Source organism: Candidatus Edwardsbacteria bacterium RifOxyA12_full_54_48 (genome assembly GCA_001777915.1).
Taxonomy (GTDB): Bacteria; Edwardsbacteria; AC1; order AC1; family EtOH8; genus UBA2226.
On the sequence record MFFN01000004.1, the window covers coordinates 747,603 to 764,142 of the forward strand.

Genomic DNA, 16,540 nt, shown 5'->3' on the forward strand with positions numbered 1-16,540 from the left:
AAAGGGAGGATGGAAAATTGCTGAAAATGTATTTCGACTACCGGGATATTTTTCGGGCGGCCAGGCTGGGTCTGTCGCCCAAAAAAATGTGGGTCCTCTTTTGGGGATTGGTGTGGGGTTTTGCCTTCTACGGAATATTTGGCTATCTGTCACACCTGGCTGCCGGGCGCAGCCTGGCCGATGTCTGGGTGATGTTCGGGCTGGTGCCGGCGAAGCCCTGGCCCGGCTCCGGAGCAATTTCCTGGGTGCTATGGCTGGCCGGGATGTTGGGCGCCCTGCTGATATACATGATGTCCGCCGCGGTGACTGCCCGCCTGGCGACCGAGCAACTAAAAGGCAATGAATTTTACGAAGTAAGAGAGGCGGCCGGTTATCTGAAAGGAGCCTGGAAATCCATCCTGGGCGGCCCGCTGGTCATAATCTCTTTCGTATCGCTGTTGCTGTTTTTCGGAATACTGTCAGGCTGGTGGGGCCGGATACCGGTGCTAGGCGAATTGACCATCGCTCTATTAAGCCTGCCCATCTACTTGGTGGGTTTGTTCCTGGTCTTCCTGCTGGCGTCGTTGGCCATAGGATTGTTCTTTTCCCCGGTGATCTCCGGAGCCACCAGGGGCGATGCTTTTGACAATCTTTTTGAGGTGTTCTCATCCATCACCGCCCAGCCCTGGCGGCTGGTGACGTATACCGGGCTTCTTAAATTGTTGTGCCTTCTGGCGTCGGCGGTCTTTGCCTGGTTTACCATCAGCAGCATGGGGATAGCTTACCAGGTCCTTTCCTGGTCGATGGGCGGCAAATTTGCCGATATCGCCCTGGCGGCATTCAACCTGTACACCCCGCCGCTGGCGACCAATTATGTCATGTTTCTGGGAATGGATAATCCCATGATATCCGGCCTCTCCTCATTCATGACGGCGACCCCGGCGCTTAGCTGGCCCGGCCAGACGGCGGCCTTCATCATGGGGATGTCCCTGAACGCCGTCCGGCTGCTGGTCCTGTCTTACCTGCTGAGCGTCTTTGTTACCGGACAGACCATCATCTACGGGATAATAGTGATGAAGAGGGACCAGCGCGACATTTTCGCCAGGGAGGAAGGAACCCCGGAGGAGACTTGTCAGGCAATAGGTGATAGCGAAAATCAAACAGAAGAAGTTGAGCCTCAGATGAATAAGAGACCCCAGAGGGTTTTAAAGAAGATCAAATCTGCTAGCAAGATGAAAAAAAGATAATAGAAGCCAAAAAAAGAGGCGCCTTTGCAAGGCGCCTCTTTTTGATTTTACAGCCAATTGTTTACCGGATAGTTATTTTTATTCCGTCAGTTCCTGCCGGCAGCCCATTGATAGAAACCCGGACCATTATATAGCCGTCGGCTGGCAGTTTTGAGGGCTGCCCGGCATGGAACAGGCCCGAGTTCTGATCGATATTCCCGAATCCGGCCACCGAGGACTTTGCCTCCCACTCAAAAAACGCCGAACCGCTCAGGTCGTTTCCGTTGGCATCCCTTACTGAGGCGGCAAAGGCGACCTGCTCCCCGCTGTGGATGTTATATTGGTTGGGCGGGGCGTTGATCTTGACCTGGTAGCTGCTGACGGAGACCGGGGCGATGGCCCGGCCGACTCCGAACTCCTGGGGAAGCTCGGCGATGATAAGGCCCGACCTGGCTGCCGCGCCGGCAGTGAACAGACCCTGGGGGGTGATGATGCCGAGGTTCTCCGGCTGCAGTTTCCAGGTGATGCGCTGATCTCCGGCCGGATTGCCCCGGCTGTCGTTAATGACGGCGGAGAACTGGAGCATCTGCCCCGGCTTCAGGCTGGCCTTGGGTGGGTTTATCCGGATGGTGTTCCGCCGCTGGTTTTGTATCTTGACCGAGGCGGCATCCCGGCTCCGGTCGAATTCGGCCGGCAGTTGAACCACTATTTTACCGGACAGGGTCCGGTCACCCGCAGTGAACAGCCCCTGGGGAGTGATCGAACCCAGGCCCTCGGGGATCAACTTCCAGTCCAGGGCGGGCGGGATCACCGGACTTCCGTTCTCGTCCCACACCTCAACCTCGAATTTAACGCTGGATTTCCCCTCCAGTACCACTTGGCTGGGTTTGATCTTGATCTGATAACGGCTGCTTTTTTCGGAGACTATGACAAAAACCCGGTCGCTGCCATAGGCCTGTCCGGAGGCGGCCTCAACCTTGATAACGCCCAGCCCGGCCTTTTCCCCGGCGGTAAAATTGCCGTCCTGGTCGATGGTCCCCAACTCGGGGGGAGACAGGAGATATCTGATTCTGGCTGGGACGGTTTTGCCTTCGGGATCCTGGACCTGAACGGCCAGCCGGATCCGGTTTTTCGGCTGCAGCTTGATTCTTTTAGGAGAAACAACCACTGAAAGATCGGAGACTTTTCCGGAAGGGCGGACAGATATCTGAGCCTGCCCCAAGCCATACTTTCCCGGACCTTTGGCCAGGGCCACGATCCGGCCCTTACCGGCGCCCTCAGCGGTGAAGCTGCCCCGGGCATCTATGGTTCCCAGATCATTGGGGATGACCAGCCATTCGGTCTTGATATTTTCATCTGGCATCACAATCCGGGCGGTAAACCTCAGGGTTTCGCCGATCTTGATCTCGGCCCTGGACGGCGATACCGATACAGTAAGGCGGCCCGGTTTACTTCCCAAAACTTTTATCATGGCGTGTCCCAGCATGGTCCGGCCATCCTTGCTTTTGGCTATGGCCCGTACCATCCCCCGGCCCGGCTTGCCGGAGGCAGTGAAAAGCCCGCTTTGATCGATATTTCCCAGAGAGGCCGGAATGATCTCCCAGCTTAACGATCCACCGGGCTCCAGGCCCTGGACGGTGAAAGCGATGGCAGCATTGACCTGGACCTCTGCCGGATTGGGCCAGACCTGAAGCCCGGCGGCTGGCAGGGCTGCCGATGATATCAGCAGCCAGGGGACCAGTAGTAAATGCATCTTTTTCATGATGGTTCCTCCAACAAGTAGAAGCTCCAACTGGCCGTTTGATAGCTTCCGTCAGCCTGCTGCAGCACTACCCTGACCATATGTTCTCCGGCCACTAGGGATTTGGGGTCATAGGAGATATATTGACTGCTGATGGTCGATCCGGCCGAAACATCGATATCGTCTAGCAGGACCTGCACCTTTCCCTGATGGTCGGGATACAGCGAGGCCATGATGGTCAGATCCTGGCGCCCGACCACATCCTGGTCGGACGGCCAGACCGGATAGATCTGAGAAAAAATATTTGATGGTTGATTTTGGGCAGACCCCGGAGTAGGGCTATTGTTGCCCTGGTTCCGGGCAGACGCTGGGCGTTCGGAAAGGTTTATATATTGAGGGCGATATTCATAACGCATAATCAGGGAGGTGAAAGCCACGATCAGAGCCATGGCCGGGGCGGCCAGGGTCAGCCAGCCGGGCTCCAGCATCCTTTTGCCGAAGGCTGTCTGCCGTCCCTCCAGCCGGGACAGGGCTTTAGCGCCCAGGTAGGCCGGAAGCTCCGCCTGAGGAAATGTTTTTAGAACCTCGCTCAGGGCCCTCTGTTCCACCCACCGCCGGGAGCAGTCCGGGCATCGGGCCAGATGTTCCTGCAGTTCCCCGGGCAGCGGAGCCCCGGGATTTTCCCGCAGATGTTCTTCGATTTTTCGGCAATTCATTTTATAACGCTCCTGTTTCTGATACGTAACCTTTTAGTTTCTGGGCCAGGATCTTACGGCCCCGCCACAGCCTGGATTTTACGGTTCCCTCCGAGCAGTTCATTATTTTGGCGATCTGTTCGCAGCTCTGGTCCTGAAAATAATGCAGCACCACGGTCTCTTTAAAATCCTCCGGTAGGGCGGATACCGCCCGGGCCACCACCTTGGTTCTTTCGCTGCTTTCGGCCGGATCGGCGGCCGTAATATCGGTGGACAACACCTCGCTGGAGACATCCTCGAAGCCCAGCCAGCTTCTGACCCGCATCTTGCGAGCCTGCCGTCGGTGATGGTTGACGGCGATGCGGTATATCCAGGTGAAGACATCGGAGTCGCCCCGGAACTTGTGATATTCACGGTGGGCTATCAAAAGAACGTCCTGCGTCAAATCCTGGGCCCAGTGGAAGTTGCCGGTCAGCCGGAGCATCAGGTTGAACAGCTTCTGCCCGTATTTATCCAGTACTTCTTCAAATTCCAGCCGCTGTTTTTCAGGCATATTATCGATTATCTGCAGGTTAGAGTAATTTTGTTGCTGAAAAGTTCCGGAGAATATCACTATCCACCCACGAGGCTAAATCTATAGCGAGCAATATGTTAAATATCTTAAGAAATTTAACATATTGATTAGAGTCCGCCAACCAACCAGAGGTTCCTAAAATCTATAGCTAACCGAAAGCGATGCCAGCTGTTGGCGATAGCTTTTATCCGGAGCCACCCGGTCCTGGTGCTGTATATTCCGGCAATCAAAGATGATTCCGGTATGGGCCGAAGCCTGCCAGGATGTCCTCAGTTCGGCACTGCTCCTGGCCTGCTCGGTCAGCCCGTAGCTGTCAAAAACCTGATAGTGCTGTGCCGAGGCCTGGATATATAATCTGTCCGCCATCAAAAAGCGGGAGAGGCCCAACATTCCGTTGTGAGACTGGGTCAGACTGATGCCGGAGCTTGAGGAGTATGAATAGGAGGAGATAACCGATAAGGCCATCAGTTTGGTCACGGTGCTCAGGCTCAGGCTTCGGTTCTGGTAAAGGTAGGTGATATACGGCCGAGAATTGTAATCCAGCCGCAGACTGGCGGAGGTCAGCCGCCCCCGGGCATAATTCACTGTTCCGCCCAGCTTAAAACTGCTGCCGGAGGCGGAATCGGTGTAGACCTTGTACACCGAGCCGTCCAGCCTGGCCGATAGGCTGCCGGGGAACCTGAGATCCGCCATCCCCAGGAGCTCGTTCTTGGCTGTTTCCAGATAAGGATTGCCGAAGCTTTTAAAGTTACGGCCCCAGGAGATGTACTGCAGCTCCAGCCAGTGGCCACCCATCCCTTTCTTTGCTCCCAAAAGATAACTGCGGTCATTGATGTATCCGGCCGATGAATCCGGCATAAAGCCCGATCCGGCATACTCGGTGCGGAATCTGGTTCCGCTGATCGGCCACTCCAGGGAGAACCAGCAGAGACGGTTCTTTCCCGATAACAGGGTGTCAACAGTTACCAGGGTATCTGAGAAGCCGGTCAGGGTGTCGTTATAGATATAAATGGATGATCTGAAGCGCACCGAATCCGGCAGGGAGCCCGGCTGGTCATATCCGTAAAGGTACCCCCCGGACAGCCAAAGGCTGTCGGCCAGGGATCTTTTCATACGGCCGCCGTAGAGATACTGGGCGTAGGTCTGAAACAGGGTATCGGCCGGCTGGGTGCGGCAGGCGGTGCCCAGGATCCTGGTCTTTTTATCCTGCCAGGTGGCCAGCAGTCCCAGGGGGGATGTTCCGGAGAAGACCAGGGTTGACAGCTCGGGGTAGAACTCTCCGGCGGACAGTCCGAAGGAGGAATTCTCGAACTGCAGCAGTCCGTGAAGGTATTTGTCGTAGGTCGGATCGTAAGATAAATACGAATTGAAAAAACCGCCGTCCAGCTGTCCCGATAAATTCACATCGCCCGAGGGATGCCAGCCGATGGGGTAGCTCAGGCCCAAACCCAATGTGTCCCTGTCGCACTGGGAATAGAACATACCGGCGGTAAGGGAGATATCGAGAGGTATCTTGACCGGTTCGACCGGAACGGTATCCAAAGCAGCCGCTTGAAAGCTCCAGGAATTATCGAACACGGTATCGGCCAGGCTGGTGAACAATACGGTTATCCGGTGGGGGCCGGGCGCCGGCGGCTCCGGGGAAAGATAGAAAAGGTAGTCCCTGGTCAATTGAGCCTGTGATGTCAGCTCCAGGCCGTCCAGCAGCAAGTGGATGTCCATGCCGGTGGTCTCCTCCAGCAGCAGGGAGATCTCCAAGGGCTCCCCCGATGAAATTATCGAATCTGGCAGAGGGGCCAAGATGGTGAAAGGCCTGAATTCGTCATCATTGCCGGGGACGGACAGTTCCAGACAATACCCCGGAGACAGAATAAAAAACAGACAATAGGACAATATGATAGGCCTGAATCGCATAATATGAATTTTCAAGTATTTTGAACTAAAAGTCAAGAAGATAATTGACATCCGGAACATCAATTATTCCTTGACATTAACCGCCTACTGCCATAAACTTATGAATATATGAAAGATAAAAACATACACCTCCCCGTTTGGGCCGGGACGCTGGCCGTTCTGGCGGTCCTCTGTTTCCCCGTCCGGGCCCAGAATAAAAGCATCCATCAGCTGCAGTCGGAAAGCTATTCCGACAGCCTGATCATCAAGGGCCAGGAGGTAAAATACCCGCCGCTGGCCAAAGACAAATCGCCCCGGGTAGGCAAGACGGTGCTGGGATACGATCCCTACTGGACCAGCGACCAGTACCTGCATTACGACCTGATCACCCACCTGGCCTGCTTCAGCGCCGAGATGGCCGGCGACGGAAGCATCTCCGCCAGCCACGGCTTTCCCGGCACCTGGTCGGCCACCATCGCCCATGCCCACAAGAACGGGGTCAAGGTGCTGCTGTGTGCCACCTGCTTCAGCAGTTCTGCCATCTCCTCGATACTCTCCAGCGACTCCTTCCGCACCAATGCGGTGAAGAACCTGATAACTTTGGTTCGCAACGCCGGGGTGGACGGCATCAACATCGATTTCGAAGGACTGGAGTTTTCGCAGAAGCAGAACATGGTCAGGTTCACTCACGAATTGTCTGACAGTTTCCATAGTTGGAATCCCGATTCTTACGTCTCGCTGGCCACCCCGGCTATTGATTGGGCCGGATCATGGGATTACGACAGCCTGGCCATCTATTCCGACGGATTGTTCATCATGGCCTACGACTATGCCTGGAGCGGCTCGGACAGTACCGGTCCAATAGCGCCTCTGGACGGTTATACCTATGACGTGGGCTGGACCATCCACGATTATGCGCTCTATTCCGGCAACCGCCGCAATAAGCTGCTATGCGGTTTCCCCTACTATGGCCGTGACTGGCCCTGCACGGGGACCACCGCCGGCTCGGCCACCACCGGGGGCGGCAGCGCGGTGATGTTCTCCCAGGCCGAGACCCTGGCCTACGACTACGGCCGGCAGTGGCAGGCCTCGTCATATAGCCCTTGGTATTATTACAACGACGGGGAATGGCATCAGTGCTGGTACGACGACGAGATCAGCCTGGGCTACAAATACCAGATGGTGTGGGACAGCCTGTTGGCCGGCACCGGGATGTGGGCCCTGTCCTACGACGGCAGCCGGCCCGAACTGTGGGCTGCGCTGAGGACCAATTTTAATATTCCAATCGATTCATTGATAAACGGCGGGATGGAGAATGTCTTCCGGGACACCGTGGCAGTGCCCTCCAATAACGCGTTAAAGCCATATGGCTGGCTGGAGGGCGACAATGCGGTGTCCGACACCGCCACCGATTTCATTCATTCCGGAAGTTACGCCCTGCGACATAGGGCCGACTGCTTCGGGAAAGCGGCGCCGTTCCTGTCATTCCTTTTTCAGGATGTCAAGGTCACTCCCGGGGCCGGCTATTGCCTGTCCGGCTGGGGGCGCAAGAACGACGGGGCCGGCAACACCATGCGGATGCGGGTCCAGTGGTTCGATTCACTGCATGCCAATCTTTTATTGGACGACACCACGGCCGCCTTAAGCGCCGACAGTGCGGGCTATATCTTTCTGACCACCGGAACGGTGATGGCTCCGGCCGGGGCGGCCTTCGCCCGGATCAAGCTGAACATCTGGGCGGTGAACAGCAACGCCTACTGGGACCGGTGGGACGATATATCTTTTACGCAAATAACAGGCGTGGCGGGAAGGCCCGAATTACCAATTACGAATTACGAACTTAAACTGGGGCAGAATTATCCCAACCCGTTCAAACAGTCAACAGTCATCAGTTACCAGATAACAGGGGACGGAACGGTAAATCTTTCGGTTTACAATATTGCCGGGCAGTTGGTGAGGGTGCTGATAAATGAGACCTCTCCCTCTTGTCCCTCTCCAAATGCATTTGGAGAGGGACAAGAGGGAGAGGTGGGACGGTCGGGATGACAAGGGCCGGGCGGTGGCCAACGGGGTGTATATTTATAAATTGAACGTTGGCGGTAAAAGCATCTCCAAAAAAATGATAATCTTAAGATAAAATACAACCTTAAGGAGCTTACTATGGCGGTCAATCCGAAAATTTTTAAAGCCTACGACATCCGCGGGATATACCCCACCGAGTGGGACGATGATCAGGCCCGGGAGATAGGCCGGGCCCTGGTGGATCACCTGAAATGCCGGGAAGTGGCGGTGGGCCGCGACATGCGCACCTCGTCCGATGCGGTCTTTGCGGCCCTGGCCCAGGGCATCACCGCCCAGGGGGCCGATGTGGTGGACCTGGGGAAGGTCTCCACCGACGGGCTGTACTTTGCGGTGGGCAAATACGGCTATCAGGCCGGGGTGATGATCACCGCCAGCCACAATCCCAAGGAATATAACGGCCTGAAGATCTGCAAAAAGGACGCCATCCCGCTTTCCGGCGACCAGGGCTTAGATCAGATGCGGGATCTGATCAACCAGGGCCAGCTCAAAGATAACGCCATCAAAGGCTCCATCACCTCCAGGGATATAAGCGAGGCCTACATCAACCACTGTCTGACCTTTATCGATGCCACCAAGATCAAGCCCTACAGGATCGCGGTGGACGCCGGCAACGGCATGGCCGGGCAGACCGTGCCCCCGCTGTTCGCCAAACTACCGGGCGAGCTGATCCCCCTGTTCTTCGAACTGGACGGCAGCTTTCCCAACCATCCGGCCAGCCCCATCGAACCGGAGAACATCGCGGCCCTGCAGGCCAGGGTGACGGCCGAAAAGTGCGACTTCGGCGCGGCCTTCGACGGCGACGCCGACCGGATGTTCCTGATCGACGAGAAGGGGCGGGCCCTGGGCGGGTCGGACATCGCCGGATTGGTGTCCAAGATGCTGCTCAAGAAGAAGCCCGGGTCCACCGTGCTGTATAATGCCATCTGCTCCCGCTGCGTGCCGGAGACGGTGGCCAAAGCGGGAGGAAAGTCCATCCGCAGCCGGGTGGGCCACGCCCTGATCAAGCCGCTGATGCGCCAGGAGAACGCCATCTTCGGCGGCGAGCACTCCGGGCATTTTTACTTCCGGGATTTCTGGTTCGCCGACTCCGGGTTGATAGCCTTTCTGGTGTGCTGGCAGCTGATATCCGAGGAGGGAAAGCTGCTGTCGGAGCTGGTGGCCGAGATCGACCCCTATCACCGGATCAACGAGACCAACAGCCAGGTGGAGGACATCCCGGCCAAGCTGGCCGAGCTGGAGAGCATCTACCAGAACAAGGGGGCCGAGCTGGACCACCTGGACGGGCTGACCGTGTCCTACAAGGATTGGTGGGCCAATATCCGGCCCTCCAACACCGAGCCGCTGCTGCGGCTGAACGTGGAGGCCAACTCCAGGGCCCTGCTGGAGGACAAGTCCGCCGAACTGCTGAATATAATTCGCTCCTAAAAGCAAATTTGGACAGGCTGAAAAAAATATTCCTGACGGGGCCGGCCCCATACCTGTGGCTGGCCCTGGCGATATTGGCCCTGTATGCCAAAGCGCTGGATTTCGGGTTCACCTCGCTGGACGACGTTCATCTCATCCAGGAGAACCGGGAGAATATCGGCAGTTTTTCCAATGCCCTCAAGGCCTTCAAGACCGATGTCTACTGGGAAAGCCCCGGGACCTACTATCGCCCGCTTTTAAGCCTGTCCTTCATGCTGGACCATGCTCTGGGCGGAGAGAATCCCTTCATCTATCACCTAAGCAATATCCTGCTGCATATTGCGGCCTGCTGGCTGTTGTTCATCTGCCTGAATGCCCTTAATTATCGCCCAGGACTGTCTTTCATCTTTGCCGGGTTGTTTGCGGTGCATCCGGCCCTCTCCCAAGCCGTGGGCTGGATACCGGGCCGGAACGACATCCTGCTGGCGATCTTCATCTTGTCGGCATTTATCGCCCTGATAAAATATTCCGCCCGGCGAAACAGACGGTGGCTGGCATTGCACTTGGCGGCTTTGTTGGCGGGCCTGTTCACCAAGGAGGCGGCTATTTTTGCCCCAGCATTATTCCTGATGTATCTTCTTTTATCAGAGAAGAAGCGGATCAGGAAAGACCTGCTGGCCTTGTTGCCGGGATGGATCGTGCTATTCGTCGTCTGGCTGATCTTAAGAACCTTTGCGATTGGGGCGGATAATGCCTTCTCAATCCGAAGATTTGCCGGATGGGGCGATATCATCATCGGCTTGTTGTCGTATGCCGGAAAGATATTTCTGCCTTTCAATCTTTCGGTGCGCCCACTCTCCGGCGACAGCAATCCCCTTTACGGGATAGCCGGTCTGGCGTTTCTAGGCATCATTGCCTGGCTGAAGGGCGTCAATAATAAAAAAATGTTCATCTTTGGCACTGTCTGGTTCACCCTGTTTCTGCTGCCCACCTTTATTCCGGCGGCGGCCGATATAAATTTTCTGGAACACCGTCTGTATCTGCCGATGCTGGGTGTCATTATCATTCTGGCGGAAAGCAATGTCATCAGGAATGCCTCAGCTAAATGGATGGCCACCGCCGGGGCGGCAGTCTTTCTTACTTTCAGCCTTCTGGCTTTCAACCATCTTACGGTCTTTTCCGACGGCAACCGTTTCTGGAGCAATGCCGTCAAAACCTCCCCCCGCTCCGGCCTGGCCCACCAGATGCTGGGCCGGATGCATGGCAAGTCCGGCCGCATGGGTGAGGCCGAGAATGAATACCTCCGATCATTAAAAATCGAAAACAGCGTTTCGGTGCATAACGATCTGGCCCTGCTGTATCTGGAAACAGGTGATCTGCGGTCGGCTGAGAGGGAATTCAAAAAGGTGCTGGAGATAGATCCCAAATTTGCCAATGTTCACAACAACCTGGCGCTGGTATATTTCAACCGCGGATTATCGGGGGAAGCCCAAAGGGAGCTTCTCAAAGCCATTGAGCTTGAGCCGCAGCGGGTCGACCCGCTGGTCAACCTGGGGGTGCTGTGCCTGCAAATTGGCTCCCGGGATTCTGCGGAGACCTATTTGCGGCAGGCCCTGTCAATGGACAGCAATAATGCCACGGCCCATCATCACCTGGGGATTGTCATGACCCAAAACGGCAAATACGGCGAAGCCTTGCTGCATTTGTCAAAAGCCCATGAGACCCAGCCCCGGGACCCGATGATAAACCTGCATCTGGCCCAGCTGTACGTTATTACCGGGGAAAAAGACCGGGCACGAAGCCAGTATCAAAAAGCGCTGGAACTGGGCTGTCCCCGGAACCAGTTTTTGGAAAATAATCTAAAGGCGCAACGCCAAGGCAGCAATGAATAAAATATACCGACACCGCTTTTTTCCATATCTGCTGATATCCCTGCTGGTCATAGCCATTTACGGCCAGACCCTGTTCTTCGATTTCAGCAGCCACGATGATGTGGAGCTGCTGGTGGAGAAGGCCCATTTTCTGAAGGACCCGGCCAATATCTTAAAGGCCTTCGCCACCGACGTGGTCTGGGGGAACAGGGGTATCTACTATCGGCCGGCGCTGACCCTGTCGTTCATGGCCGATACCTTGATCGGCGGCTCCCGGCCGTTCATATTCCATCTGGGAAATATCCTGATCCATCTGCTGGCCTGCTGTCTGCTGTACCTGTTCCTCAAAACCATAAAAACGCAAAAAACTGCGGCCCTGGCCGCCACGCTGATATTCGCCATTCATCCGGTGCTGATCCAGGCGGTGGCCTGGATACCGGGCCGCAACGATTCCCTGCTGGCGGTTTTTATCTTGCTGTCATCTCTCGGTTTTCTGAATTACCGGAGGGGAGGGCGCTTTCTATGGGGATTGCTGCATATCCTTTGCTTCTTCCTGGCCCTGCTGACCAAGGAGACTGCCATTCTGCTGCCGGTATTGCTTATCTTGTATTCATTGCTGCACAGGGAGAAAGGCAAGAAGCTGTTCGATAAAGGGATCTTTCTTTCATTGATCGGCTGGATAACGGCGGCGGCGGCCTATCTGCTGTTAAGGTCCTCTGCCCTGAGCGGATCTTCCGGCCTGACCGATGCCAGGATGAACACCCTTCGGGAAAGCCTGATCGGTTTCTTGAGTTACATCGGCAAGATATTCCTGCCCATAAACCTTTCCGGCGACCCTATCCCGGCCGACCTGCCGGTGGCTTATGGAATAGCCGGGCTGTTCGTGTTATTGGCAGTGATATTCTATCTTAAGATTAAAGATAAAAAGCTGTTTCTGTTCGGAATATTTTGGTTTCTGCTGTTTCTGGCTCCAACGTTTTTAGGCAACACCACCTACGCCAATTTTGCCGAGCATCGGCTGTACCTGCCGCTGATAGGTTTTGCCGTCATGCTGCTGCAGCTGGATCCAGACAAGCTGAAGCGGATGCCGGTCCCGGTGGTCGGCATCATCATGATATTGATCTTTATTTTATTTGCCGGGATCAACCTGTCCTACAGCCGCAGTTTCCGGAACGGCCTGACCCACTGGAAGAAGACCACCGAGGTCTCGCCCCATTCCTATGTGGCCCATACCATCCTGGGGCGCAGTTACGCCAGCTTGGGGAAAGCGGACCTGGCCGAAAAGGAATTCATTATTGCCTTCGGACTCAATCCCAAGCATTACACCGCCTACAACGATCTCTGCCTGCTCTATCTCAATAAAGGAGAATACCGGAAAGCCGAGAAGCTGGCCCTCGATTTGCTGAGCAAATATCCCGGCAACGCCGGGATGCACAACACTCTGGGGCTGGTCTATCTCAATGCCGGCCGGCCCGATCTGGCCGAGTCCGAATTTCTGAAAGCCGTTGAACTGGGGCCGGACCAGGCCGAGGCGGCGGATAATTTGGGATATCTCTACTTGAAAAAAGGCGATTGGGCCAAGGCCGAGAGATATCTGCTCCAGGCCCACCAAATCTCCCCGGTCGACAGTAAGAACCTGTATCATCTGTCCTTTCTGTTTTATTCCCTGGGCGACCAGGCTCGGGCTTTGGAGTACTATCATGCTGCGGTGAAGAACGGACTGAAGGAGGATTCCCGGGTACTGGAGATGTTGCAAGCAAGATGAATTCAACTCCCATGACCTATTTTAAAAGAAGGCAAGGAAAATGAAAGCTGCGAAATATTATGCCAATAACCGTGAGCTGTGGGACAACTGGGCCGAGATCAACTACCAGACCCGGGAATACGACGTGGAGGGATTCTTGAAGGGCCGGAGGGCGCTGTATCCCATCGAACTGAAGGCTCTGGGCAATGTGAAGGGCAAAAGCCTGCTGCATCTGCAGTGCCACTTCGGACTGGACACCCTGTCCTGGGCCCGACTGGGAGCCAGGGCCACCGGGGTGGATTTCTCCGACAAGGCCATAGGAATGGCCCGGGGCCTTAATGACCGTCTGGGCCTGGGTGCCGAGTTCATTCAGGCTGACATCTACCAATTGCCCAAAAAACTCCATAAAAAATTCGACATCGTCTTCACCTCCTACGGGGTGCTGTGCTGGCTGTACGATCTGGATAAATGGGGCAAAGTGATATCGGGCTTTCTGAAAAAAGGCGGGACCTTCTTTATCTCTGAGTTCCATCCCTTCATGATATTGTTCGATGAGGAATACCAGAAGATCTCCTATCCCTATTTCCGGGGCAAAAAGCCCATCGAAGAGATCTGCCGGGGTAGCTACGCCGACCGGAAATCCAAGTTCGTCCACAAGTCATACGAATGGCCCTACCCTTTAAGCGATGTCGTCAATGCCCTGATCAAAAACGGCCTGCGGATAGAGCGGATGGAGGAGTACCCCTTTACCGTCTGGAATTATTACCGGGGCATGAAAAAGGGAAAGGACGGATACTGGCGGCTGAATAACCAGAAGAACACCATCCCCCTGATGTTCTCCATCAAGGCGGTCAAGGAGTGAGGATGGCAATTGCCAAACCGGGGGATTTCTGATAGAATAAGCCTTCAAATTAAACAACAGGAATATAATGCAACTATTCGGCGAACTGATCAACAGCGTTTCCAATTTCAAGGCCTATGGCTTTTTCCGCCAGCAGGGACTTTTAAGGACTTTGGGTTATCTGCTTTTTTTATCTCTGATGTTCGGCTCTATCAGCTTCATCCGGCCCTGGAAGACGTTCAACAGCGACGCCGATGATCTGGCCAGTTGGCTGACAAGCCAGGCCCCGGATTTCGCCCTGGCCAAGGGGGTGTTCGCCACCAGCCCGGAGACCACCGCGGTCTACCGCAAGGAGGGTGATCTCATTCTGGTCATCGGGGCCAAGCCCGGCTTCAGCGACAGCCTGCTGGCCGGCTTCCCCCGGGGCATTCTGCTGTATGCCGACCGGGTGGTGGTCAGCGGGGGCGAGGGGCAGAAACGGGATATGCCGTTTAAGGATTATGGCGATCTGAAAGTGGACAAGAAGGAGATCCTGGCCGCCCTGGCGAACCGGGGGATGCTGGGCTTTTTCATGGCGGTCTTCTGGATGATCATCTACCTGGGAGGGAAATTGCTAAGCGCGTTGTTCATTGCCGGGTTGGGCATGAACTTCAAAGCCATATTGCGGATGAACATGCCCTTCGGCGATATCTACAAGCTGTCCATCCGGGCGCTGTCGCTGGGGATGGTACTGGACGCCATGCTGAGCCTGAGTGGAATTGATTTTCCGTATTTCTTCATCCTGTACTACCTGATGGCCGCCTCCTACCTGTGGCTGGGAATGAAGGCCGTCAGCGACGAGGACATGACCGCCGCCGGACTTAAGGTCTAAAAATCACTTTAATTTAATTCATTATGAATCCCGAAATATTAAAATACCAGATCGGCACCATAGACACCCACCTGCACACCAAGCATTCCTGCGACTCCAAAATGGAGCCGGCCGCCGCCTGCCGGCGGGCCATGGAGCTGGGCCTTAAAGCGCTGGTCTTCACCGAGCATGTGGATTTCGATCCCTCCGACCAGGGCTATGGGGTCTACAACGACAAGGCCGTCGAGTCCAGCCTGGCCGACTGCCGGGTGCTGTCCGGGAAGCACCTCAAGATCTACAAGGGGGTGGAGATCACCTACCAGCCGCAGTACCGCGACCAGATCGAAAAATTCATCAACTCCTACAAGTTCGATTTCGTGATGGGATCGGTGCACATGGTGGGGATGGACGACGTCTCATGGCCCGAGCTGGCCAAAAAATATTACGACCGCATGGAAGAGGAACCGGCCTATACGGCCTATTTCCAGGAGATGCTGAAGCTGGCCGACAGCCGGCTGTTCGACTGCCTGGGGCACCTGGACCTGTGCAAGAAATACGGCTTCAAACATTACGGCGCCATGTCCTGGCAGAAATATCAGCGGCCCATCAAAAAGATCCTGGAACGGGCGGTGCAGCGCGACCTGATGGTGGAGATCAACACCTCGGGCCTGCGGCACGACCCCCAGGAGACCTACCCCGGTCTGCCGGCGGTGATGGAGTATCTCAAGATGGGCGGCACCCGCCTTACCCTGGGCAGCGACGCCCACCAGGCGGAGCATATCGCCCACGGCTTCAATGACATAGTAACCAAAATTCCCGAACTGAAAGGGCTCAACCAGAAATGAAAGTGGCTCTAACCATAGCCGGTTCCGACTCCGGCAGCGGGGCCGGCATCCAGGCCGACCTCAAAACCTTCGCCGCCTTCGGGGTCTACGGCATCAATGTCATCACTGCCCTGACCGCCCAGAACACCCAGGGGGTGTTCGGAGTGGCCGAGCAGACTCCCAAATTCATAGCCAAACAGCTGTTCGTGCTGATGAAGGACATCGGCTGCCAGGCGGCCAAGACCGGGATGCTGTACAACAGCCAGATAATCGAGCAGGTTTCGCATGAGATCAAAAAATACAAGATATCGCCGCTGGTGGTGGACCCGGTGATGGTGGCCAAGGGCGGGCACCCCCTGCTTAAGGCCGAGGCCGAGGAGGCCCTGGTGACCTGTCTTCTTCCATTGGCCAATCTGTTGACGCCCAACATCGACGAATCGGTGCGGCTGGCCAAGATGAAGAAGATCGAGAATCTGGAACAGATGAAGGAGGCGGCCCTGAAGATCTCGATGCTGGGCCCCAGGGCCGTTCTGATCAAGGGCGGGCACCTGTCGGGCCGGGCCACCGACCTGTACTTCGACGGCCGGATTTTTAAAACCTACGACAGCGAAAGGATCGACACCTCCAACACCCACGGCACCGGCTGCACCTATTCGGCGGCCATCACCGCCTGCCTGGCCCGCGGGCTGAAGATGGAGCCGGCCATCGACGAAGCCAAAAAGTATGTCACCGGCTGCATCAAGAACTCGGTCGGCATCGGCCACGGCTTCGGCCCGCTGGACCACTTCTGGAGCGGAAAGATCCGGGAATGCTGAT

At 55.8% G+C, this 16,540-nt stretch carries 13 protein-coding genes; 9 read left to right on the forward strand and 4 right to left on the reverse strand.

Annotation, left to right across the window (positions count from 1 at the left end):
- The first annotated feature begins 17 nt into the window (after positions 1–17).
- The gene (locus A2273_05025) at positions 18–1,226 is read left to right on the forward strand and encodes a hypothetical protein (protein ID OGF07827.1); all 1,209 of its coding nucleotides are present in this window, start codon (positions 18–20) and stop codon (positions 1,224–1,226) included.
- Between the two features lie 61 nt (positions 1,227–1,287).
- Here A2273_05025 and A2273_05030 read toward each other — a convergent pair whose 3' ends face one another.
- The 4 genes from A2273_05030 to A2273_05045 all read right to left on the reverse strand — a co-directional run bounded on the left by A2273_05030 (position 1,288) and on the right by A2273_05045 (position 6,129).
- Positions 1,288–2,967, reverse strand: coding sequence for a hypothetical protein (locus A2273_05030; GenBank protein ID OGF07828.1), 1,680 nt, complete (start codon positions 2,965–2,967; stop codon positions 1,288–1,290).
- The gene (locus A2273_05035) at positions 2,964–3,662 is read right to left on the reverse strand and encodes a hypothetical protein (GenBank protein ID OGF07829.1); all 699 of its coding nucleotides are present in this window, start codon (positions 3,660–3,662) and stop codon (positions 2,964–2,966) included. The genes A2273_05030 and A2273_05035 overlap by 4 nt, the downstream gene beginning before the upstream one ends.
- A gap of 1 nt (position 3,663) precedes the next feature.
- The gene (locus A2273_05040) at positions 3,664–4,254 is read right to left on the reverse strand and encodes a hypothetical protein (protein ID OGF07830.1); all 591 of its coding nucleotides are present in this window, start codon (positions 4,252–4,254) and stop codon (positions 3,664–3,666) included.
- Between the two features lie 96 nt (positions 4,255–4,350).
- Positions 4,351–6,129 carry a hypothetical protein gene (locus A2273_05045; GenBank protein OGF07831.1) on the reverse strand — a complete coding sequence of 593 codons (1,779 nt, stop codon included), beginning with the start codon at positions 6,127–6,129 and terminating at the stop codon, positions 4,351–4,353.
- 108 nt (positions 6,130–6,237) lie between these two features.
- Between A2273_05045 and A2273_05050 the strand changes: the two genes are divergently transcribed.
- From A2273_05050 to A2273_05085, 8 genes are all read left to right on the forward strand, one after another.
- Positions 6,238–8,154: a hypothetical protein gene (locus A2273_05050; GenBank protein ID OGF07832.1), complete on the forward strand. Its 1,917-nt coding sequence runs from the start codon at positions 6,238–6,240 to the stop codon at positions 8,152–8,154.
- Positions 8,155–8,268: 114 nt separating this feature from the next.
- Positions 8,269–9,615, forward strand: coding sequence for a phosphomannomutase/phosphoglucomutase (locus A2273_05055; GenBank protein ID OGF07833.1), 1,347 nt, complete (start codon positions 8,269–8,271; stop codon positions 9,613–9,615).
- 8 nt (positions 9,616–9,623) lie between these two features.
- A complete protein-coding gene (locus tag A2273_05060; protein ID OGF07834.1) occupies positions 9,624–11,486 on the forward strand; it encodes a hypothetical protein in 1,863 nt (620 codons plus the stop codon).
- Positions 11,479–13,230, forward strand: coding sequence for a hypothetical protein (locus tag A2273_05065; protein OGF07835.1), 1,752 nt, complete (start codon positions 11,479–11,481; stop codon positions 13,228–13,230). Before A2273_05060 ends, A2273_05065 begins: the two co-directional genes overlap by 8 nt.
- A 40-nt stretch (positions 13,231–13,270) precedes the next feature.
- Positions 13,271–14,071, forward strand: a complete 801-nt coding sequence (locus tag A2273_05070; protein ID OGF07836.1) for a hypothetical protein — start codon at positions 13,271–13,273, stop codon at positions 14,069–14,071.
- Between the two features lie 67 nt (positions 14,072–14,138).
- Positions 14,139–14,921, forward strand: coding sequence for a hypothetical protein (locus A2273_05075; protein OGF07837.1), 783 nt, complete (start codon positions 14,139–14,141; stop codon positions 14,919–14,921).
- A gap of 23 nt (positions 14,922–14,944) precedes the next feature.
- Entirely contained in the window at positions 14,945–15,745 is an 801-nt protein-coding gene (locus tag A2273_05080) for a hypothetical protein (protein OGF07838.1), read from the forward strand.
- Positions 15,742–16,539, forward strand: coding sequence for a bifunctional hydroxymethylpyrimidine kinase/phosphomethylpyrimidine kinase (locus tag A2273_05085; GenBank protein OGF07839.1), 798 nt, complete (start codon positions 15,742–15,744; stop codon positions 16,537–16,539). The genes A2273_05080 and A2273_05085 overlap by 4 nt, the downstream gene beginning before the upstream one ends.
- Position 16,540: the final 1 nt, after the last annotated feature.

What these genes read in the sequence shown, in the direction of transcription:
- A2273_05065 (OGF07835.1), top strand. Translation starts at nt 11,479, where the DNA reads ATGAATAAAATATACCGACACCGCTTTTTTCCATATCTGCTGATATCC.
- A2273_05035 (OGF07829.1), bottom strand. Translation starts at nt 3,662, where the DNA reads ATGAATTGCCGAAAAATCGAAGAACATCTGCGGGAAAATCCCGGGGCT.
- A2273_05075 (OGF07837.1), top strand. Translation starts at nt 14,139, where the DNA reads ATGCAACTATTCGGCGAACTGATCAACAGCGTTTCCAATTTCAAGGCC.
- A2273_05045 (OGF07831.1), bottom strand. Translation starts at nt 6,129, where the DNA reads ATGCGATTCAGGCCTATCATATTGTCCTATTGTCTGTTTTTTATTCTG.
- A2273_05055 (OGF07833.1), top strand. Translation starts at nt 8,269, where the DNA reads ATGGCGGTCAATCCGAAAATTTTTAAAGCCTACGACATCCGCGGGATA.
- A2273_05030 (OGF07828.1), bottom strand. Translation starts at nt 2,967, where the DNA reads ATGAAAAAGATGCATTTACTACTGGTCCCCTGGCTGCTGATATCATCG.
- A2273_05070 (OGF07836.1), top strand. Translation starts at nt 13,271, where the DNA reads ATGAAAGCTGCGAAATATTATGCCAATAACCGTGAGCTGTGGGACAAC.
- A2273_05080 (OGF07838.1), top strand. Translation starts at nt 14,945, where the DNA reads ATGAATCCCGAAATATTAAAATACCAGATCGGCACCATAGACACCCAC.
- A2273_05085 (OGF07839.1), top strand. Translation starts at nt 15,742, where the DNA reads ATGAAAGTGGCTCTAACCATAGCCGGTTCCGACTCCGGCAGCGGGGCC.
- A2273_05050 (OGF07832.1), top strand. Translation starts at nt 6,238, where the DNA reads ATGAAAGATAAAAACATACACCTCCCCGTTTGGGCCGGGACGCTGGCC.